The 20,986-nt window shown below is 38.2% G+C and carries 18 protein-coding genes, 1 pseudogene and 1 riboswitch; of the genes and pseudogenes, 15 read left to right on the top strand and 4 right to left on the bottom strand.

From position 1 onward, the window contains the following. The first annotated feature begins 51 nt into the window (after positions 1 to 51). The 5 genes from ACW2QC_RS17045 (at position 52) to ACW2QC_RS17025 (ending at position 3,819) form a co-directional block, all read left to right on the top strand. Positions 52 to 1,062 carry an NAD(P)H-dependent flavin oxidoreductase gene (locus ACW2QC_RS17045; RefSeq protein ID WP_457545144.1) on the top strand — a complete coding sequence of 337 codons (1,011 nt, stop codon included), beginning with the start codon at positions 52 to 54 and terminating at the stop codon, positions 1,060 to 1,062. Positions 1,063 to 1,069: 7 nt separating this feature from the next. Further along, a complete protein-coding gene (locus tag ACW2QC_RS17040) occupies positions 1,070 to 2,008 on the top strand; it encodes an MBL fold metallo-hydrolase (protein WP_457545143.1) in 939 nt (312 codons plus the stop codon). A 393-nt stretch (positions 2,009 to 2,401) separates the two neighbouring features. Next, positions 2,402 to 2,800, top strand: coding sequence for a hypothetical protein (locus tag ACW2QC_RS17035; RefSeq protein WP_457545142.1), 399 nt, complete (start codon positions 2,402 to 2,404; stop codon positions 2,798 to 2,800). An 11-nt stretch (positions 2,801 to 2,811) separates the two neighbouring features. Continuing rightward, a complete protein-coding gene (locus tag ACW2QC_RS17030) occupies positions 2,812 to 3,414 on the top strand; it encodes a hypothetical protein (protein ID WP_457545141.1) in 603 nt (200 codons plus the stop codon). 138 nt (positions 3,415 to 3,552) lie between these two features. Further along, the gene (locus ACW2QC_RS17025) at positions 3,553 to 3,819 is read left to right on the top strand and encodes an atypical membrane-integrating protein (Mistic protein) (RefSeq protein WP_457545140.1); all 267 of its coding nucleotides are present in this window, start codon (positions 3,553 to 3,555) and stop codon (positions 3,817 to 3,819) included. A 67-nt stretch (positions 3,820 to 3,886) separates the two neighbouring features. Here the strand turns inward: ACW2QC_RS17025 and ACW2QC_RS17020 are convergent, their stop codons facing one another. Then, positions 3,887 to 4,654: an ABC transporter permease gene (locus ACW2QC_RS17020; protein WP_457545139.1), complete on the bottom strand. Its 768-nt coding sequence runs from the start codon at positions 4,652 to 4,654 to the stop codon at positions 3,887 to 3,889. Next, on the bottom strand, positions 4,651 to 5,382 hold the full coding sequence (locus tag ACW2QC_RS17015) for an ABC transporter ATP-binding protein (RefSeq protein ID WP_457545138.1): 732 nt from the start codon (positions 5,380 to 5,382) through the stop codon (positions 4,651 to 4,653). Before ACW2QC_RS17015 ends, ACW2QC_RS17020 begins: the two co-directional genes overlap by 4 nt. A 406-nt stretch (positions 5,383 to 5,788) precedes the next feature. On the opposite strand from ACW2QC_RS17015, the gene ectA reads away from it, so the two are divergent. The 9 genes and pseudogenes from ectA to ACW2QC_RS16970 all read left to right on the top strand — a co-directional run bounded on the left by ectA (position 5,789) and on the right by ACW2QC_RS16970 (position 16,010). After that, the gene (ectA, locus tag ACW2QC_RS17010; protein ID WP_457545137.1) at positions 5,789 to 6,307 is read left to right on the top strand and encodes a diaminobutyrate acetyltransferase; all 519 of its coding nucleotides are present in this window, start codon (positions 5,789 to 5,791) and stop codon (positions 6,305 to 6,307) included. 44 nt (positions 6,308 to 6,351) lie between these two features. Further along, on the top strand, positions 6,352 to 7,599 hold the full coding sequence (ectB, locus tag ACW2QC_RS17005) for a diaminobutyrate--2-oxoglutarate transaminase (RefSeq protein ID WP_457545174.1): 1,248 nt from the start codon (positions 6,352 to 6,354) through the stop codon (positions 7,597 to 7,599). 46 nt (positions 7,600 to 7,645) lie between these two features. Next, a complete protein-coding gene (locus ACW2QC_RS17000; RefSeq protein ID WP_457545136.1) occupies positions 7,646 to 8,032 on the top strand; it encodes an ectoine synthase in 387 nt (128 codons plus the stop codon). A gap of 121 nt (positions 8,033 to 8,153) precedes the next feature. Continuing rightward, a riboswitch (SAM riboswitch) is annotated at positions 8,154 to 8,261 on the top strand. A 123-nt stretch (positions 8,262 to 8,384) separates the two neighbouring features. Further along, positions 8,385 to 8,936: an NADPH-dependent FMN reductase gene (gene ssuE, locus ACW2QC_RS16995; protein ID WP_457545135.1), complete on the top strand. Its 552-nt coding sequence runs from the start codon at positions 8,385 to 8,387 to the stop codon at positions 8,934 to 8,936. 39 nt (positions 8,937 to 8,975) lie between these two features. Then, complete coding sequence (locus tag ACW2QC_RS16990) at positions 8,976 to 10,352, top strand: LLM class flavin-dependent oxidoreductase (RefSeq protein WP_457545134.1); 1,377 nt, start codon at positions 8,976 to 8,978, stop codon at positions 10,350 to 10,352. A gap of 136 nt (positions 10,353 to 10,488) precedes the next feature. After that, the gene (locus ACW2QC_RS16985) at positions 10,489 to 11,424 is read left to right on the top strand and encodes an aldo/keto reductase (RefSeq protein WP_457545133.1); all 936 of its coding nucleotides are present in this window, start codon (positions 10,489 to 10,491) and stop codon (positions 11,422 to 11,424) included. A gap of 410 nt (positions 11,425 to 11,834) precedes the next feature. Next, positions 11,835 to 13,783: pseudogene (locus tag ACW2QC_RS16980) on the top strand (GTP-binding protein). Between the two features lie 445 nt (positions 13,784 to 14,228). Further along, complete coding sequence (locus ACW2QC_RS16975; protein WP_457545132.1) at positions 14,229 to 15,008, top strand: 3-hydroxybutyrate dehydrogenase; 780 nt, start codon at positions 14,229 to 14,231, stop codon at positions 15,006 to 15,008. 213 nt (positions 15,009 to 15,221) lie between these two features. After that, complete coding sequence (locus ACW2QC_RS16970; RefSeq protein ID WP_457545131.1) at positions 15,222 to 16,010, top strand: HAD family hydrolase; 789 nt, start codon at positions 15,222 to 15,224, stop codon at positions 16,008 to 16,010. Positions 16,011 to 16,152: 142 nt separating this feature from the next. Here ACW2QC_RS16970 and ACW2QC_RS16965 read toward each other — a convergent pair whose 3' ends face one another. Then, complete coding sequence (locus ACW2QC_RS16965; RefSeq protein WP_457545130.1) at positions 16,153 to 17,454, bottom strand: S8 family peptidase; 1,302 nt, start codon at positions 17,452 to 17,454, stop codon at positions 16,153 to 16,155. Between the two features lie 258 nt (positions 17,455 to 17,712). Further along, positions 17,713 to 19,254, bottom strand: a complete 1,542-nt coding sequence (locus tag ACW2QC_RS16960; protein WP_457545129.1) for a multicopper oxidase family protein — start codon at positions 19,252 to 19,254, stop codon at positions 17,713 to 17,715. A gap of 199 nt (positions 19,255 to 19,453) precedes the next feature. Here ACW2QC_RS16960 and ACW2QC_RS16955 point away from each other — a divergent pair, with 199 nt between their 5' ends. Next, positions 19,454 to 20,869 carry a vWA domain-containing protein gene (locus ACW2QC_RS16955; protein WP_457545128.1) on the top strand — a complete coding sequence of 472 codons (1,416 nt, stop codon included), beginning with the start codon at positions 19,454 to 19,456 and terminating at the stop codon, positions 20,867 to 20,869. Positions 20,870 to 20,986 lie beyond the last annotated feature (117 nt).

Genomic DNA, 20,986 nt, shown 5'->3' with positions numbered 1-20,986 from the left:
ATATCGATTTAGATCTCCCCTGATTTTTGATGTGAAAGGAGCTTGATAGATATGCCAAAAGAAGCAGTTAAACAGATAAAACAATCGATGAAACTACCCGTAATTGCGGCGCCTATGTTCTTGGTATCTAATCCTGAAATGGTTATTAATTCCTGTGCATCTGGAATCATTGGCTCATTTCCTGCACTGAATGCAAGAACAGGTGATATTTTAGAAGAATGGATGCAACAAATTAATACAGAATTAGAGGAAATGAAAAGCAAACATCCGGATAAAAAAATTGCACCATGGGCAATCAACTATATTACTCACCACTCCAATAAAAGATATGAAGAAGACCTTAACTTGATCGAAAAATATCAGCCACCAATTGTGATTACGTCATTAGGAGATCCAAGTGCGGTTGTAAAAATTGTCCATGAGTATGGTGGTCTTGTATTTTCAGATGTCATCAACGTAAAGTTTGCCAAAAAAGCGATCGAAAAGGGAACAGATGGGCTAATATTAGTCGCAAGTGGTGCAGGTGGTCATGGCGGTATTTTGAATCCGATTGCTTTTCTTCATGAAGTGAAAGAGTTTTGGGATGGTCCAATCATCTTAGCAGGTGGGATGTCAAAAGGAGAAGATATACTAGCAGCAGAGGTACTTGGTGCAGATTTTGTCTATATGGGTTCAAGGTTTATCCCATCTATAGAAAGTTCTGCTGCTAGTGAATACAAAGATATGGTTGTTGATTCAACGATTGAGGATATTATTTATACGGATGCCTTTAGTGGTGTCAATGCAAATTACCTTATTCCAAGTATACGAAAAGCTGGATTAGATCCCGATAATCTTGCGAAAAAAGAAGAAATAAATTTTAATAAATTAAACGACCCGAATGTAAAGGCCTGGAAAGATGTGTGGGGTGCAGGGCAAGGTGTTGGATCCATTACGAACATTCAATCTGTTGCCGAAATTGTTGAAGAACTTCAGGTTTCCTATGAAGAAGCAAGAGCTGAAATTGTTAAAGAGGATCGGAAACTCATTTTACAGAACGACAGTATGAAAAGTAGGATGTGATCGTAGTTTGTTAGAAGAATATGGATTAAAACTGATAAGGCTTGATCTGCCTTTTCGACTTGATCATGTGAATTGTTTTCTTGCTGAAGGGGAGAATGGTTGGAAGGTCATTGATGCTGGTCTCCATAACGCGGAAACTGCTGAAAGATGGGAAAAAGAACTAGCTGGAAAGCAGGTAACCGACATTCTTGTTACCCATTATCATCCAGATCATTTCGGTTATGCCGGCCGTATGCAAGAAATAACCGGAGCAAAGGTTTCCATGACCAAAGTTGATGCTGATGCAGGGCTAAATGCATGGCAAGATAGCTTTTTAGAAAAACTTTACGATAACTATTCGTTGGCAGGCATCTCACAAGACATGGGGCAAAATATGACAGCCAACACAAATGAGTTCGTTGCTCAGGTGACACCATACCCAACGGTCGATCACTACTTTCAAGAAGGAGAAAACGTCGTAATTGGCAAGTATGATTATGAAGTGATTTTTACCCCGGGGCATTCAGATGGTCTGGTTACATTTTATAATAAGGAAAAGAATATGCTACTATCAACGGATCATATTTTACCGAAGATAACGCCAAATATTTCGTATTGGTTTCATGGTGATCCCGATCCATTAGCATCATACTTAGCATCGTTAGAAAAGATAAAGAAACTTGACGTCGATTTTGTTGTCCCGTCACATGGAAAACCGTTTCATGGGGCGAATGATCGTATTGATGAAATAAAAGCTCACCATGATAAGCGGCTGATACAAACGTTAGAAGCGATTCGTAATGGTGGAACGGTAGCAGATGCATGTGAGAAATTGTTTCCAAAAAAACTAACCATCCATGAGACACGGTTTGCAGTTGGCGAAACACTTGCCCATCTCGAATATTTGCGAAATAAGGGAGAATGTCAACGGGAGTTAAGGGATGGGAAGTATTGGTATTATATTTAATTGAAAAATTCCGATAAACAACGTAAAAAGCTGTGGTCATTTACTAAATTGGTAAATTGACCACAGCTTTATTAACAATCAAGTTTTATAATTAGCACATGTGACAATAACGATCTCACCTATGCTAAAAGGATTGCGATTTGTTTATATTAACTTAGATAATTAAGCATTTTGAAAAAGTAACAATTCTTTAGAAAACAGCCTTTTAAAAACCCTGTCATTTTCCCGCTATTTACAAGTACAATATTCGAACTTTATTTAGTTGTAAAATTATTCTGCTATTTTAGTTGTCTTTTATATTTTCCCTGCTATTATTAATGTAACAGTAATAGAACGTCAATTTTCAGTTGTTCACATATTAAAGATGTCAAAATTAAAAGAGAGGGATGAATAATGGGTGTTTATATTAATCTTGACATCATGCCAAACCAAATAGATAAAAAAGAATGGGAGGATGTTTATAAGGAATCTCTTGAACTTGTTGAAGCATATCCGTTCATGGACAATATAATTGATAAAAAGACTTACGAATGCCCTTGGGTATATGTGGACCGGGCAAAGGAAACAACGTTTGAGGAGTTTGATTTTACGGAACCGCAGATTGGTTGGCATGTGTTTGGAGATTTTGATTCGATGCTAACGGCAGAGTCATTTGCACTATATAAGAATCTTGATTACTATCGTAAAAAATGCCACGGAAATGGTGATCGTAATGGTGATATTTTGTCAATGTTGATTAAAAGGAATGCGATCCGAATAGTGAAGAAGCAGAAACAGTTTCATCATTATTAGGTAGATCATTATTGCGAATGACTGGATTTCAAGAACCTGTAGAGTCGAAACTGTCATATGAAGAGGTTGTGACGATTTTACGGGATAAGTTAGGGCATTTAGTTGATGTAGAGAGTTTATTGCCTAACAAACAAGAAGAAAAAGAGGACTCTACTGATGAATCCAATGATCTATTGAAAGAATTTCGGCTATTCATGGAAAGAGAAGGATTTCGTCATGAACCAGATGCTACTTCGTATGACATCGAAAATTTGGACAACCTAATCCATTGGAAACAAGGCATGACCATCCATCCGCAAATAGAAAAATTGTTAACGCAAATTAAAGACTTTGTACGTAATGATATGAAAGAGAATAGTAACCGCTATAGCACCTTTCAGGCATTTGCAGATTATGAAAAAATGCAATTATTTATCAAAAGTAATCGTCAGTTCTATCTCCGTAAACAAGCATGGGATAATATTATGAGAAATATTGATCAAGTATCAATGACCAATGCCGTCTATTGTATTCTGTTAATTAAGGCTGAAGAAATGAATATAAATAAACTTTGTAAAGCATTTCTCAATAATCATGATCTGCTAGAGCATTATATTTTAGGAAACAAGGTGTAAATGAAACAATGGACTAAGTGTCTATGATAAAGTCGAGGAAGACGATTCGATTAATGATGATTACCGAATTGAATATCTGCGTTAACACATCATATTAATATATTCTAATTTGGATATCCTATTAATGGGTGATAATGGATGAAGGCGACAGAATTAGAAAGCAAAAGATTTGATAAAGCACTGGACGAGATCCTTGATTTATTCAATAACCTTGAACAAGATAAACCGGTCATTCAATTCGGTGATGATGTCCTGGATAACATTGAACGGGCCAAGGAAAAGTATGGTGATGAGACGATTGACGAAAGAATAAATAAACTTGTGCGTGAAATGCTTGCTTGGCTTGATCTTGATGATGTGGAATTAGGAGATCAGGAAAAGGAAACAAGTGATGAAGAAGAATAACTTTATATGGTTTATTAATAGAAGAAAACAGCCAGTCTCCTAATGAAAGGCGACTGGCTGTTTTCTTCTATTCGATCTCCTTCAAAGTTTCATCAAGTAGCTGCATACGCTTATTAAACAAAGTCGGGTATGATAAAAACCCAAGTAAGACACTCGTAGTGACTGCTGTTGTCAGTAATAAGAATAATACTAGTAATTGAAAAAGTACTGCCTGGACTGGATCCGCACCGGCAATGATTTGCCCACTCATCATGCCTGGAAGCTGGACAAGGCCCATGGTTTTCTGGCTTTCAATTGTTGGAATTGTGCTTGCCTTAATTGATTGAATGAGTCGTTTGTGAATTGCCTGTTTCGGTGTACCACCAAGTGACAGAACAAGTTCAATTTCATCCAAGTGTGCATCAAGCTCAGCTGTAAAACGATTAAGGAACAAAATTCCAAGTACCATGGAATTTCCAATCATCATGCCACTAATTGGGATGATATATTGGGCGGTTGATGGTGTGATGTCCAAACCAAGTAAAATGCTTTGTGTCAAAACTTCAACAAAAATAAACGTTACAATTAGTTTCCAGGTAATTCCTTTGATTGATGCCCCTTTCTTTCGGGCGTTTTGTGTGGCAGCGGCAATCATTAAAATAACCATGAGTCCAATATAGATCATATTTTCGGAATCAAATACAAATTGAAGTATGTAACCGACAATTAGCAGTTGAATGGTCGAGCGGACCGTTGCAATGATGGTGTCTTTCTCAAGACCCAGCTTCAGTGTTTTGGACAGGATGATCGGGATAAGGACAAATAAGAGTGCTAGTGATAATGTTGTAAAGTTCATTGATCTTCCCCCTTAATAAACTGTTGTACACGTTCTGATTTAGGGGAATCCAATAGTGAAATTTCTCCACTTTCCACAACTTCTCCAGCCATCATCACCCACGTATAATGCCCAATTTCCCTGGCTTGCTGTAGATTATGTGTAATCCAAACGATTGTTGTGTTGTATTTTTCATTGATGTTTATAATCAATTTTTCAATTTCCTGTTGGGAAACTCGATCTAATGATGAGGTAATTTCATCAAGTAACAGAATCTGTGGTCGATTGACAAGGGTACGAGCAATCGAAAGTTTTTGCCGCTGCCCGCCGGATAAATCCTTGACATTACGTTGCAAATACGATTCATCTAGTCCAACCATATTGATAAAATCCTTTGCTGTATCTGCAGAAATTTGCTCACCCTGAAGTTCCAATGGTAATGTCAAATTTTTCAGAACTGTTCCGTTAACCATTGTTGCCTGCTGAAGCGCCATCCCCACATCCCGGCGTAATTCGGTTGGCTCATAGTCATTGATGTTTTTACCTTTTATGTAAATTTCGCCTGCATTTGGAGACTTCAATCCATTGCAAAGTTTGAAACATGTTGTCTTACCTGCACCTGAGGGACCGACTAATGTCGTGATTTTACCTTTGGGGAATGAAGCAGTAATATTATTGAGAATATGCAGGCCATCACTGGAATAGCTTACTTCATTAAATTGGATTGCTGTATTTCCGCTTGTTGTCATATCGAATCACTTCCTCGTATCACTTTTTGCTTCGTGTAGCATATTGCGTATATTATATCATTTGGAAAAATGATGAACCAATGCAAGATTGTCTAACTCTATTTTTAGTTTTTCGTAAGCCTGTTAAAGCAGCAACCAACAATGCGAAAACAGCCGTTTAGTATGATGGGTCGAATAATTCCCTGAATAGTTTAAAATTCCGATTATTATTCAATATTTGATAGCTATTTAAAAGCTTTGTCGCCTATTTCCTCTTAATCAAGCTTAAGCCTGTTTAAACACAATATATAAAGTTTAATCCATTTTGACGGAATTTTTCCTCTAGTTTAAGCTATTTAAAGTACGCAAAATATTGAAGAAAAAATAATTTGGAGGTGGGAGCATTAATAAAAGCGGAATCGGAGAAATGGTAAAGCCTAAAGAAATGAAAACCGAATTTCACTTTCGCACGCCTGATAAAGACGATGGCGCAGCAGTCTGGGAATTGATCAAACATACAGGTGTTCTTGATCTTAACTCTTCCTATAGTTATATCATGTGGTGTGAGATATTCTCAGGCACGTCAATCGTTGCTAAAAGGGACGGAGAAACAGTTGGATTTATTTCCGGGTTTGTTCGCCCAGATAAACCGAATACACTTTTCATCTGGCAGGTAGCTGTTCATGAATCGCAACGAGGTCAAGGATTAGGGACGAAGATGCTTTTTCAATTACTAGATCGTGAGTCTTGTGAGGACGTTCATTATGTTGAAGCAACAGTCTCACCATCGAATATACCATCGCAGCACTTATTTTTAGGTCTTGCGAAAAAACTTGAGACGAATTGTATAACATCTAGTTACATTTTATCGATTGATTTTCCACGAACAGGACATGAAGATGAATTGTTGTATAAGATTGGACCTATTTCAGAAGAAAATAAATAAAGGGAATGATGCAGGTGACAACAGCAGTATTAAGCGATGCGAAAATGAAAACGTTTGAAGAACTTGAGTCTACAGTAAGAAGTTACAGCAGAGGCTGGCCAACTATCTTTACAAAGGCTAAAGGATATAAGTTATGGGATATAGATGACAAAGAATATATTGATTTCTTTGCAGGTGCCGGAGCATTAAATTATGGTCATAATAATGAGGCAATGCAAGAGAAAATGATTGATTATATACGTAATGATGGAATAATTCATAGCCTCGACATGGGTACAACGCCAAGACAAAAATTTCTAGAACGATTTAATGACGTTATACTTACACCTCGTGAACTCGACTATAAAATTATGTTTCCTGGACCAACAGGAACAAACACAGTCGAAAGTGCCCTTAAAATTGCTAGAAAGGTTACTGGACGTGATACTGTAATTAGCTTTACAAACGCATTTCACGGCATGACAATCGGTTCCCTTTCTGTTACAGGAAATTCATTTAAACGCCATGGTGCTGGAATTCCACTTCACCATTCAGTTTCCATGCCATTTGATGAATACGTGGAAGATCAAGATTCAATTGCGTATTTGGAACGATTTTTAGAGGATAGTGGAAGCGGTGTAGCATTACCGGCAGCTATCATTTTGGAAACCGTTCAAGGTGAAGGTGGTATAAATGCTGCAAGAATGGAATGGCTGAAAAGAATAGAAAATATTTGTAAACGCTGGGACATTTTATTAATTGTTGATGATGTTCAGGCAGGATGCGGCAGAACAGGTACTTTCTTTAGTTTTGAACCTGCTGGAATTAATCCGGATATTGTCTGTCTTTCCAAATCGATTGGCGGAATTGGCTTACCAATGGCAATTACGCTAATTAAACCAGAATATGATCAATGGGGACCTGGTGAACATAATGGGACATTCCGCGGTAATAATCTAGCATTTATTGCTGCAGCGGAAGCATTGACCCATTGGGAAACAGATGAATTAAGTCAGGCAATTAAAGAGAAGGCATTTATTTTAAAAGAAGGCATTAAATCTATTATCGAAAAATTCCCGGAGCTTAATGGTGAGGCTCGTGGTAGAGGCCTTATGCAGGGGATAGCAGTTGACAATACAAATGATCTTACAAGTAAAATTTGTTCAGAAGCATTTAACCGTGGCTTAATTGTTGAAACTTCAGGACCAAACGATGAGGTCATTAAGTTCCTTCCACCGCTAATTATTGATGAGGAAGGACTTAAAAATGGACTTGGAATCTTGGAAGAAAGCATACATGACGTTCTTGCTTAATATATTTTAATAGATATGCTTATAAATGGAGAGGAGAAATGAAGAAATGATCGTAAAATCACTTGAAGATATTATAGGTACTGAGGACGAAACATCAGGAGAAAACTGGACGAGTCGCCGGTTTTTATTGAAAAAGGACAATGTTGGTTTTAGTGTGAATGATACGTTAATTAAAGCTGGTACTGAGAACTACTTTTGGTATAAAAACCATATTGAAGCAGTTTATTGTATTGAAGGTGAAGGGGAAATTGAAAAAGTAGAAACTGGTGAAGTATGGCAGCTTAAAGCAGGAACAATGTATACACTAGACGAAAATGATAAGCACCTACTTCGCGCAAGAACACAAATGCGCATGGTGTGTGTATTTAATCCACCACTTGTAGGAACAGAAACACATAATGAAGAAGGGTATTATCCATTGTTGACGGAATAAAGTAACAGGAGAGAAGGGGACATATTGATCAGTACCTTCTCTCCTTCTAGTACATAAGAAATTTAAATTCATGCTTGACTTATCGGATTAATAAGAATAAACTATATATTAAAATTAAATAATCTTATCAAGAGAAGCCGAGGGATCTGGCCCTATGAAGCTTCAGCAACCTCTGACATTTTTCAGGAAGGTGCTAATTCCAGCGGGAGTAATTCTTGGGAGATAAGAGCGGAATTTGAATGTTAATCGTAATAACCCTCTTTTCTCACGTAAAAGAAAAGGGGGTTTTCTTATGAAAAAGTTTACAGTAGCGAAATGACGAACGTTAGAAAAAAAGAAGGGATGATTGTTTATGAGTGAAATTGTTGTTTTATCCGGAAGTCCATCCGCATATTCCCGATCAGAGCAGGTCCTAAAATATTTGGGAACTTTACTTAAACAGGAGCATTTTTCGGTGACCCATATTTCGGTTAAAGATGTACCTCCTGAAACTTTATTTTCGGGAGATTTTGATAGTCCGACCGTCCGGGAGATCGCGACATTAGCCCAAGCAGCTAAAGGTGTCATAGTCGGCTCACCTGTCTATAAAGGCGCTTATTCGGGAGTTTTAAAAGCACTGCTTGATATACTTCCGCAAGATGTGCTCAAACATAAACCGGTCCTTCCACTCATGACAGGTGGGAGTATGTCTCATCTTCTAGCAATTGAATATGCATTAAAGCCTGTGCTAGCAACATTAAAAGGACATAACCTAAAAGGTATCTATCTACTTGATAGTCAGATTGACAAACAAAAGAAAAATCCAATAGTTGATGGGGACATTTTACAACGCACCAAAAAGCAACTACATTACTTTATCGAATTAGTGTATAAACAAAATGCACTAGCATCTTCATTGTATTAAAGAAACACTTGAGAAAAAATGAAGGAGGGCAATCAAAATATGCCAAACAAACGAATCTATTTAAATGCGTTTGATATGAACTGTGCGGGTCATCAATCTCCTGGACTATGGACTCATCCAGAAGATGAATCACATCGCTACAAAGATAGTGAGTATTGGATTGAACTTGCTAAACTACTGGAAAGAGGTCGATTTGATGCTGTATTTATTGCGGATGTATTGGGTACGTATGACGTATATCAAGGTTCTCGGGATGCGGCTGTTCGGCAAGGAGCACAATCCCCGGTTAATGATCCTTTATTAGTCGTTCCATTAATGTCAGCTGTAACGAAACATCTTGGATTTGGTGTTACAGCATCTGTCACACATGAACATCCTTATCCATTTGCTCGCCGGATGACAACGTTAGATCATTTGACGAAAGGGCGTGTGGGATGGAACATTGTAACCTCCTATCTCAAGAGTGCTGCAGTCAATATGGGATTAGCTGATCAAATGAAACATGATGAACGTTATGATATTGCAGCAGAATATTTGGATGTATGCTATAAGCTTTGGGAAGAAAGTTGGGAAGATAATGCTGTTAAGGTTGATAAAGAAAATGGCATCTACACGGATCCTGACAAAGTCCATGATATTCATCATGAAGGAAAATATTTTAAAGTTCCTGGTGCACACTTAAGTGAACCATCGCCACAACGAACGCCTGTCCTGTATCAAGCGGGTGCATCTACAAAAGGGCGTGCATTTGCAGCTGAAAATGCGGAATGTGTGTTCATTGGTGCGCCAACACTTGCCGTAGCCAAAGAGACGGTTAAACGGCTCCGTGCGGATATCAAAAAAACGGGAAGATCTCCGGAAGAAGTGCAAATCCTTACGATGTTTACACCGATAGTTGGTAAAACAGAGGCAGAAGCGAATGCCAAATTTGTAGATTATCAACAGCATATAAGCCATGAGGGAGCACTCGCTTTATTCGGAGGATGGACCGGAATTGATTTATCCGTTTATGAACCAGATCAAGTTATCAGTTATATTGAGAATGATTCAATTCGCTCAGCACTTGAAGGTTTTACAAAGATGGATCCTAATAAAGGATGGACAGTTGAAGAGATTAAAAACTTCGTCGGGATTGGGGGCATGAGTGCCTATACCGTGGGTTCACCTGAACAAGTCGCTGATACGATGGAACAATGGGTAAATGAGGCTGGTGTTGACGGCTTTAACATTGCTTATGCGATTACACCTGGTACGTTTAAAGACTTTATTGAGTATGTTGTTCCTATCTTGCAGGAAAGAGGATTGGTTCAACGAGAGTATGAAGGGAGTTCACTACGAGATAATTTATTTGGTCATGGAGATCAGTTGCCAGTTCATCATCCTGGAAAACAAATGAAGGATTTGCTTGTTAAGTGAATTTCTTGATAACTTTCCATATAGTGCGTGTTTATTAGTAGCCTTTATAAATGCAGTTTATTTTTTGAGATGTATGGGTACAGTTAAGAAGTAAAATAGTTTCATTGATAGTCGAAGTAAAGGAGTCGATAACGCTATGGCAATTCAAACATATTTGGGCAAATCAGATGTTGCAGTATATCCGATTGGTTTAGGTACAAATGCAGTTGGAGGTCACAATATCTATCCTGATCTGCTTGATGAAGAACAAGGGAAAGATGTGGTTCGAACTGCAATTGAAAATGGTATCAATCTTCTTGACACGGCGTTTATCTATGGTCCGGAGCGATCAGAGGAATTGATCGCAAAGGTGATCAAAGAATATCGCCGAGAAGATATTGTGCTAGCAACCAAAGGAGCACATAAATTTGTTGGGGATAATACAATCATGGATAATTCACCAGCTTTCTTGAAGCAGCAGGTGGAAAATAGTTTGCGCCGGTTGCAAACGGATTATCTCGATTTATATTATATTCATTTTCCAGATGACGATACTCCAAAGGATGAAGCTGTTGGTGCGTTAAAAGAATTAAAGGATGAAGGAAAAATTCGTTCTATCGGCATATCCAATTTTTCAATTGAACAGGTAAAAGAAGCTAATATAGATGGATATGTAGATGTTTTACAATCTGAATATAATCTGTTGAAACGAGAAGCTGAAACAGACATTTTCCCGTACACAGCAGAAAATAACATCACATTTATCCCATATTTCCCTCTTGAGTCTGGTCTTTTAGCAGGTAAGTATAATAAGAACACGAAATTCTCGGATATGCGTGCGAACAAACCGAGTTTCCAGGGAGACTTGTTTACGCAAAACTTAGAAAAAATAGAACAGGTTAGAGAAATTGCAAATGCCTATGATGAAGAGGTTGCTCACATTATTCTTGCCTGGTACTTCTCTCGTCCATCATTGGATGTGGTCATACCTGGTGCTAAACGACCTGAACAAGTAAAGAGTAACAAAAGAGCCGCAGAAATCACATTATCGGACAAAGATATAAAACGAATCGATGATATCTTCGGTCAATAAATATGAAACATTTTAGACCTTGATAGACGTAAGGCCTTTTCTTTTACTTTTATCTCGCATTAACGGGCAGTAATACTTCCACTTCAAAAATTCGAGGGAATAAATAATTGTAAGTGGGGGGGCGACTGCCCGTAAAAGCCCGATTCTGTTCAACCAACATTCAGTGGGGATAAAGAAAACCCTGCTGAATAAATTTTTACTTTATAGTGCGTGTTCAAAAAGTTGCCAAATTAGAAGCAAGAAGATCGAGGCGGCGTAGTCTTGAGGACCGCAAAGACAAGCCAACGAAGAGATTCGCCGCTTATCATTTGGTGACTTTTTGAACAACCTCTTATAACACCTCATGAAAAACGATGGACGATTTTTTGGTATAATAAACGTATTCGTAAAAATTTGGTCGGGGTGACACAATGAATAAGACAATCGGAATAGTAGCACATGTTGATGCTGGGAAGACGACCTTTTCGGAGCAACTACTTTACCATACAAAAAGCATCCGACAAAAAGGCCGTGTTGATCATCGAGATGCTTATCTTGATCGTCATGATATTGAAAAGGCACGGGGGATCACGGTATTTGCAGATCAAGGGCTAATTACATATAAGGATTCCAATTATTTTCTGATTGACACCCCTGGTCATGTGGACTTTTCTCCGGAAATGGAACGAGCCATCCAGGTGATGGATTATGCTATTGTCATGGTTAGTGCGGTTGAAGGTGTAGAAGGTCATACAGAAACAGTTTGGCAATTGCTGCAAAAATATCATGTTCCTACATTTTTCTTTATTAATAAAACGGATCGTGAAGGGGCTAATGTAGCAGCTGTCTTGGACGAAATTCGTACCAACCTAACAGAAGATGTATGCGATATTACAACAACCTTTCATAATGGGGAAATGAAAGAAGAATTAATCGAATTTGTCGCAGAGCGTGACGAACATGTTCTTGAACATTATATGGAATCAGGTTATGACAAAGACCTGTGGCTCCGAACATTACAACAGCTCATTAAGGAGAATAAAGTTTTTGCTTGTTCTAATGGTTCTGCTTTACAGGATACTGGTGTTCTTAAATTTTTTGATAACCTGGATCAACTTACCATAACTTCTTTTTCAGACAAGGGTGAATTCGCTGGTCAGGTTTATAAAATTCGCTATGACAACGGGACTAGAGTAACTTTTCTAAAAGCAGTCAATGGTTCATTACGTGTTCGGGATGAGATTAGCTATGGTGATGAAGAAAATAGGGTGACGGAGAAAGTAACACAATTAAGAATTTATCATGGCGGAAGTTTCAAGACAGTTGAGCAAGTTTCAGCAGGCGAAATTTTTGGTGTTGTTGGACTATCAAAGGCGTCTGTTGGAGACGGCGTAGGTACGCTTAAAGAAAAGGTTCACTATGAAATGATACCAACCTTAAAGTCAAAAGTTGTCTTTGATTCATCTATTCATGTAAAAGAAGTATTGCAATTCTTTCATATCCTAGATGCAGAAGACCCATCTTTACACGTTTTATGGGATGAAAATTTTCAAGAAATTTATATCCATGTTATGGGAGTCATCCAGCTGGAAGTATTGGAACAACTTGTTAAGAGCAGGTTTGGTTTTAACATTTCTTTTGCCGAACCTGAAATTCTGTATAAAGAGACAATTGAAAGCCAAGTAGTTGGTTATGGACATTTTGAACCATTAAAGCATTATGCTGAAGTACATCTCAACATAGAGCCGGCTGAGAGAAACAGTGGAATTACCTTTGAATCGGACTGTCATCCAAATGATTTGTCGATTGGAAATCAAAATTTAATTCACCGCCATTTATTTGAGCGAGATCATCATGGTCTGTTGACGGGTTCAGCTCTCACTGACATAAAAATCACCTTATTAACTGGAAAGGCACATAACAAGCACACTTCTGGCGGTGATTTTCGAGAGGCTACATACCGCGCGTTACGACAAGGTTTGGAAAAGGCAAAAAATGTATTACTGGAACCATATTATAACTTTAAAATAAAAGTAGGGTTAGACCATATTGGGAGAGTGTTATCAGATATACAGCAAGCACATGGAACTTTTGACCCGCCGAAAACGATAGGGGACAAGGTGATTGTGCAGGGGAGCGTACCTGTAGCAACATTCATGAATTACAACCTCAAGTTTGCTTCTTTTACTCACGGGAAAGGAAGGTTAAATCTTCAGTTTGGCGGGTATGATCGTTGTCATAATGCAGAAGAGGTTATAAAAAAATCAGCTACAATAAAGATGCTGACCCAGAATACTCGTCCAACTCTATATTTTGTGCAAAAGGCCAAGGGTATAAAGTGCCTTGGGATCAGGCGGAAAATGAGATGCATTGTTTGTAGGATTTAGTGCTCATCTTTTTATTAAAATGAGTCAAACTAAAAATGAGGAGGTTATGTCATGAGTAAAAAGGCCAAAAACAAAAGTAAGGAAGAACTGAATGCATTAGATAGGGAAAAGAAAAAAGGTGAAAAAAAGTACAATATCCAAAGTCGTCCAGGCACTTCAGGATCGTAAAAAAAGGGTCTGATCCCTCAAGTGGGGACAGACCCTTTTTTCTCGTTTATACTCCTTCTTACCTTTAATTACTTGTGAAGACAGGCGTACAATTGAATTTTTTCATAACTTATTTCCTGGGTAATAAGTTTATACTTTGTCACTGGTTATGTTGGAGTAGTGTTTAGAGTATATTGAAATGAGGAAAAGTACCATGTGATAATTGGAATTTTGAGCGTTAATTTAAATAAAATGACATTTAAGTAAATTAATGATTTTGGAGGTATCCCGGTGTTAGTAGATGATAAGGTAGTATTCATAACAGGTGCTGCAAGTGGAATTGGTCATGAAATTGGTGTTGAATTCGCGAAAGACAACGCAAAAGTTGTCTTTTCGGATATTAACGAGGAAAAATTGCAAGAGGTTACTGAAAAGTTGATCAAGGACGGATGTGATTGTTTTGGCATCACGTGCGATGTGACAAATGAAGAGCAATTAACCAATGCGATTGATCAAACAGTTGAGAAGTATGGCAGACTTGACATATTAATCAACAATGCAGGATTACAGTACATTGCCCCGATTGAGAAATTTCCAACAGAAAAATTTGAGCTGATCACCAAAATAATGCTCGTTGCACCGTTCACAGCAATTAAACATGCTTTTCCAATTATGAAAAAACAAGGGTATGGACGAATTATCAATATGGCATCGATTAATGGAGTTATCGGTTTTGCTGGCAAAGCTGCTTATAACAGTGTCAAACACGGATTAATCGGTCTAACTAAAGTAGCAGCTTTGGAAGGGGCTGAAGACGGAATAACAGTTAATGCGATGTGCCCGGGATATGTGGATACTCCACTTGTGAGGAATCAACTTGAAGACTTGGCGAATAATCGAAATGTTTCACTTGAAAAGGTGTTAGAGGACGTTATTTATCCGTTAGTCCCACAGAAACGATTGTTGGAAGTGCAGGAAATTGCAGATTATACGATGTACTTGGCAAGTGATAAAGCAAAAGGTGTGACAGGTCAAGCTGTTTTGTTAGATGGTGGTTATACGGCACAATAACTGTTTATCCCTATGACAGGAGATCTCGGATACTGCAGAACGTAATGCGCATTAATAACTCCCTATATATAGAAGTTTCATTTTATGGATGAGACTAAAAATGAGGCCGGGTTTCAAGCGCCAGCTTCATTTGTGAATTAAAACATAAGAGAGGAAATTATTCCTTATTTGTCGAATTAAAGAAAAAGGGTGATATATGAAAGGAAGTTAAAAATGATAAAAGCGATTTTGTTTGATCTGGACGATACGTTGCTATGGGATAATAAAAGTATTAACGAAGCATTTAAAGCTACTTGTAAACCGGTTCTAGATAAATATGCTCTCAATCCGATTTTGTTAGAGGAAAAGGTGAAGGAAAATGCCCGCCAGTTGTACGCCTCTTATGATACCTATGATTTTACCCAGAAAATTGGTATCAATCCTTTCGAAGGGTTATGGGGGAATTTTTTAGATGAAGGCGAAACCTTTCACAAGCTGAGAAAGCTTGCTCCTGAATATCGGAAAGAAGCTTGGACATTGGGGTTGAAAGACGCTGGTATTGATGATTCTCAATTAGGTTATGAACTAGGGGAAACATTTCCAAGGATGCGCAAGCAAATGCCATTTGTTTTTGATGATACATTTCGTGTACTGGATCAGTTGAAGGCGGACTATCACTTGCTGTTATTGACAAACGGTTCTCCTGATTTACAACAAACCAAGCTTGATTTGACACCAAAACTGGCACCATATTTTGACCATATTGTTGTATCAGGAGCTTTTGGCAAAGGAAAACCGGACCCGGCAATTTTCGAACATGCATTAAAACTTCTTTCTGTTCAGAAGGGCGAAGCAGTGATGGTTGGGGATAATATCATGACGGATATTTTTGGTGCATCTCGAGCAGGGATTACTTCTGTTTGGGTGAATCGCAATAAAAGAAAGCGGCAGGAAGTAACCCCGGATTTTGAAATAGCAGACCTTGAAGGAGTGTTGTCGGTTATCTCTGGTTTAAAGCATTGATTAATAGATTTGCGCAAGAATGACTTGAGGGGAAGGAGAAGTGCAAATGTTCAAAAGCTGTTCCACAAAGGAGTACTCCGTTTTTGGGAACAGCTTTTCTAAAGTGACTATTGCTAATTAACTTCGTCGTACTAAAGATATATTACTTAGCTTCCGATACACTCTGTTGAAAGTGAAAATAATTTTGAGCCATTGTTACTGCATCCTGTGCCTTTATATATCCCCAATGGTCATCAAGCATTGGTTGCGCTGTTGTCTGCAGAATACTTTTTACATCATTGGGGCTCAGTTGAGGATTCGCCTCTAACATTAGGGCAATCACGCCCGCACATATTGGAGTAGCCATTGATGTACCGGATAACTGTAAATAATGATCCTCAATAATTTGTTCTGGTAATTGCTTTTCTAGATTAGAATCTGGTGCCAAGAGTGAAATGATATCTGATCCAGGTGAGTAAATATCTGGTTTGATCAGAGAGTCAATCGTTGGTCCACGACTTGAAAAATCAGCAATTTCGTCATCCGTTCGGGTCACACTATTTTGATCAGCTGTCGATCCTACAGTAATGATGAATGGGTTGATAGCAGGTGTGCTGATCGTTTTCGGTTTTGGCCCACTGTTTCCAGCGGCTGCACAAACCACAATACCATGGTGCCACGCTTTTTGAGCAGCTAATGCTAATGGATCATCACGGTAGGATTCGTATGCTTGGGCACCTAATGAAAGGGAAATGATTCGAATAGCGTGTTCTTCTTTATGTTTGATACACCATTCAATCCCTTTCATGATCGTTGACAATCTGCCCCCACCATCTTGATCCAAAACTTTTACACCTACAATAGAGGCCTCAGGAGCAGGACCAATATATTTGCCCTCCGATTGATAAGCATTCCCAGCAACATCTCCAGCACAATGTGTCCCATGTCCATTATCATCGTAAGGTTCTTCTTGTTCATTTATAAAATCTTTAAAAGCAATCAATCGATTAGTAGGTTTTGTTAAATCGGTGTGGGGATGAATTCCAGTATCAATTACAGCAACCGTGACATCTTTTCCGGTGAAGCCAAGTTGTTCTTGGACATGCACTGCACCGATTTGCTCTGTTGCGATGTCAAGGAGGGTTGTAACATACCGGTCATAAAAAATGCGATCCACTGCTTCATGATCTTTAATTTGTCTGATCATCTTTGGTGTCATGTGGCCGCATACAGTATTGTCGATTTCTGATTCACTGTCTACTTTGTTGTTTGCATCCTGTTGGCAAGTTTTCAGCAAATCATTTTTCTTATCCTTTTCAATGTTTTTTGTAAAAAGAATTACTGGAATGCCATCGTTGCTTGTTTCATAGGGATCTTCTTTTCTTTTTTGATGTAATTGTTCGACTAACCCTGGATCTAATTTACGACCGGCTTCTTCAAACCATACCCTTTTTCTATTGCTCATTTTGCTTCCTCCCTAATGATTTTAATTTTAAAAATCAACTACTGGAAAAATTGCACGTTAAACATATTGGTTACCTCCAGATGGAACTACCATTTATTTAGTATATCTATTAGTTAAAGGATAGCAGTCTAGTAAAAGTTGAACAATACGCCAAAATAACTAATTTTTTCGAAAAATGCATATTCCTTTCCAACTAGAGGGAGGGAACAAAATCATTATTTTAAAAAGGAAGACTTCTTATACCAAAAATAGATTTGGTTATTCCTGTTCCTCAGAGTCGATAACAATAAATGGACGCATCATATCATAATCTTCGTGTTCTAAAATATGACAATGCCAGACATAATATCCTGTATAAGGAGAGAAGTTAGCAATCACCCGCGTAATTTCAGCGGAATGGGCAGCAACAGTGTCTTTCCATCCCCGTTCATTTGGTTCTGGTGGAACAGCTGGTCCGGTGTATACAATACTTCCATCTTTATTGTATTGATCAAGATCAAATGGTCGACGATCTAAGACTTGAAATTGGATTAAGTGAATATGAATTGGATGCGTAAATCCTGTTACGTTCATTAACGACCATATTTCTGTTGATCCTAATTGCGGTTTTTCTGTAACCGGATCCATCCACATTTTATTATCAAGTAACAGCAAAGGTCGGCCAAGTTCATCTGTTGAACCGACAAGTTTTAGATTTCTAATTGCTGATACATTATTTTGCTTTAGGGAAGGAACGGAAGATAATTTTTTAGGAATGGTATCTTTGCCTTTTTTAGAAAGTGGAATGTTTACGATAAACTGCATCACATCATTTGTCTCGTCAGCTGGATCAGCATCTGGACCAAGGTCATTTTTTAAATGTATTTTTTGACCTGCAAAATCTGAGAAATCAATAATTACATCAACGCGTTCTGCTGGTTCGATTGACAACTTTTTTACTTTTAGTGTCTTTTGTAATAGGCCCCCATCTGATCCGATTTGATAAAATGGTTTGTTGGTGTCTAGGTATAGTTGATATGCTCGTGTATTAGAACCATTTAAGATGCGAAATCGATATTTTCGTGGCTCCACTTCGAGAAACGGCCATACTTTACCATTCACAACGATTGTGTCACCGAGAAAGAACGGTGTAATCGAAGGATCCGGTAAATTTTCAGCTGGATCGTCTGGTTGTCGTGGGTAAAAAAGCGAACCATCCCGATTGAATGACCGATCCTGAATCATCAAAGGAATTTCATATTTTCCCTTTGGTAGCTGCAATGATTCTTCTTGCTTGTCGCGAATGATGTACAGACCAGCCAAACCTGCATACATGTTAAGCCTGGTAATGCCCATTGCGTGATCATGATACCACAGCAAAGTAGCCCTTTGGTGGTTCGGGTATTCGTAAATCTTTCGCTCAAAAAATGGCCCGACCTCTTTAAAATCTTTTGTAAACCATGCTTCTGGATACCCATCACTTTCCGGTTTGGTTTCACTGCCATGTAAATGTGTAACGGTGCGTACCTCCGGAAGTTCTTTTACATTGTGTATGGAACGATCGACAGGGAGTAAATGGTTGCCCGGAAGTTTGTTCATCCATTTTACTTGAATTGGTCTGCCGCGTGTGACATCAATTACTGGACCTGGATACTGACGATTGTATCCCCACAAACGCGTTGGTCTTAAATCTCTGTGTAATTTCTGCCGGAACTCTTCCATACGAACTTCATAATAATCTTTATTTTTAGTTGATCGAGTTGGCCTCAATGTTTTCAAGATTGGCAGGCGATCAACAAATTTCGTAAGTTTTGGACTCATATTTACCATCCTTTATATCACTTGTTTCTATATTAGATGACACAAGTACCATAATGGAAACGGCTATACATCATTTTTTTGTAGGTTTGAATTCAGTACCATATACCTATTCGAATATATTTTTAGAACCTTTGTATGATTGACTAACAAGGTCTATCTGTTCATGCTTCTATATAGGATGGATAGAGAGGATGAGCGAATGATGAAAAAAATGTATGTGGGGATTTTTTTCATTTCATTGCTGTTGGTGCTAGGTGCATGCAGTGATAAGGATAAACAAGTTAGTAAAGATACGAACAAGGATAATACGGAAGAAAAAAGCAAGGAAGCAGTTTCACCTGTTAATCAAGTGAATTCCATAATTCTAGGAGATTCTCGAAAAAAATTAAAAGCACAACAAGGTGGAAAATTGATGAAGGATATGACTTTAAAAGCGGAATTGGAGCAAGCGGATAATGCTGAATTGAGCAATAAGACAGTCAGGGAATTGAAAAGTAGCCTAGAAAAATTGACGGATGAAACGCAAAATCCTGTAAAGCTGCAAAAGGGTCTCGTTTACTTATTGGGAAGCCATTATTATCCAGAAGTAATTGAGCAAGCGGAGGATTTTGAGCCCGAATTTGAAGAGCCTTTTTTACCTAATCCGGGAAAGTCTGCTGAGGAAGTGAAAAACGAACCTAGATCAGGAAAAGCAATTATCTTGTTAGATGCTAGCTCCAGTATGCTTTTACGTGTTGATGACGAAGTGAAAATGGATATAGCCAAGGATGCAGTAAAGCGTTTTGCGGAAACAATTGGTCAGGAGAATGAAGTATCTTTAGTTGTTTACGGTCATAAGGGATCGGAATCTGATGCGGATAAGCAATTATCTTGCACCGGGATAGAAGAAATATATCCAATGAATTCTTATGATCAAGAAGTGTTCGAGGAATCGTTGGCAACGTTTAAAAGTAAAGGGTGGACACCATTAGCCGGTGCGATTAAAAAAGCAACGGAAATGAGCAAAGATATGGATGGTACGATAACAGTTTACATCGTCAGTGATGGTGTAGAAACGTGTGATGGCGATCCGGTTAAAGAGGCAAAAGCATTTATCAAAAATAATGAAAAACGAACTGTAAATATTATTGGCTTTCACGTAGACAAAGATGCGGAAAGTCAACTTAAAGCAGTATCAACAGCTGGTAAAGGTGAATATTATGGTGCTGATGATGCGGATGATTTGCAAACAACGATTGAAAAAGAATGGCTACCATCGAATATCGACCTGGCATGGGCATTTACAAAAGCCCCTGGACCATGGGAAAAACTAGATGAATATGAGCGGTTTGATAAAGAATTAGAAATTATTCGTACGATAATTAAAAATGAAAAAGCAAGGTATGATGAAGCATTAGCTATATTGAGAGAGGAAGAAATGCTGGATTCCGATGTAAGAGACAAATTAAAGACTCTAATTTCTGATCGGTATCGTAATATGATGGATCAAATGCAAGATTTTCGCTCGGAAAAAATAGCAGAAATTGACGAACGATCTGATGATATTCATGAACAAGTTGAGGCATGGACGGAAGAAATGCGAAAGCGTAAAAAAGAGAGGGGAGATTTATGGTAGCCGTGTTGGATGTTTTAATTTGGGCATCAATCCGATTTTAGAGGATTGATGCCCAAAACATCGGCGCGAGAAGCAAAACATCGGCGCGAGAAGCAAAACATCGGCGCGAGAAGCAAA

The organism is Virgibacillus sp. FSP13 (genome assembly GCF_054048505.1).
Note: the sequence above shows the minus strand (reverse complement) of the source record. Positions and strands in the feature narration are given on the sequence as shown.

Bases quoted from the DNA above. Each gene is read 5' to 3' on its own strand.
- ACW2QC_RS16970 (WP_457545131.1), top strand. From the start codon at position 15,222: ATGATAAAAGCGATTTTGTTTGATCTGGACGATACGTTGCTATGGGAT.
- ACW2QC_RS16960 (WP_457545129.1), bottom strand. From the start codon at position 19,254: ATGAGTCCAAAACTTACGAAATTTGTTGATCGCCTGCCAATCTTGAAA.
- ACW2QC_RS16990 (WP_457545134.1), top strand. From the start codon at position 8,976: ATGCCAAACAAACGAATCTATTTAAATGCGTTTGATATGAACTGTGCG.
- ACW2QC_RS17025 (WP_457545140.1), top strand. From the start codon at position 3,553: ATGAAGGCGACAGAATTAGAAAGCAAAAGATTTGATAAAGCACTGGAC.
- ACW2QC_RS17000 (WP_457545136.1), top strand. From the start codon at position 7,646: ATGATCGTAAAATCACTTGAAGATATTATAGGTACTGAGGACGAAACA.
- ACW2QC_RS17045 (WP_457545144.1), top strand. From the start codon at position 52: ATGCCAAAAGAAGCAGTTAAACAGATAAAACAATCGATGAAACTACCC.
- ACW2QC_RS17015 (WP_457545138.1), bottom strand. From the start codon at position 5,382: ATGACAACAAGCGGAAATACAGCAATCCAATTTAATGAAGTAAGCTAT.
- ACW2QC_RS16955 (WP_457545128.1), top strand. From the start codon at position 19,454: ATGATGAAAAAAATGTATGTGGGGATTTTTTTCATTTCATTGCTGTTG.
- ssuE (WP_457545135.1), top strand. From the start codon at position 8,385: ATGAGTGAAATTGTTGTTTTATCCGGAAGTCCATCCGCATATTCCCGA.
- ACW2QC_RS16965 (WP_457545130.1), bottom strand. From the start codon at position 17,454: ATGAGCAATAGAAAAAGGGTATGGTTTGAAGAAGCCGGTCGTAAATTA.
- ACW2QC_RS16985 (WP_457545133.1), top strand. From the start codon at position 10,489: ATGGCAATTCAAACATATTTGGGCAAATCAGATGTTGCAGTATATCCG.
- ectB (WP_457545174.1), top strand. From the start codon at position 6,352: ATGAAAACGTTTGAAGAACTTGAGTCTACAGTAAGAAGTTACAGCAGA.
- ACW2QC_RS17020 (WP_457545139.1), bottom strand. From the start codon at position 4,654: ATGAACTTTACAACATTATCACTAGCACTCTTATTTGTCCTTATCCCG.
- ACW2QC_RS17035 (WP_457545142.1), top strand. From the start codon at position 2,402: ATGGGTGTTTATATTAATCTTGACATCATGCCAAACCAAATAGATAAA.
- ectA (WP_457545137.1), top strand. From the start codon at position 5,789: ATGGTAAAGCCTAAAGAAATGAAAACCGAATTTCACTTTCGCACGCCT.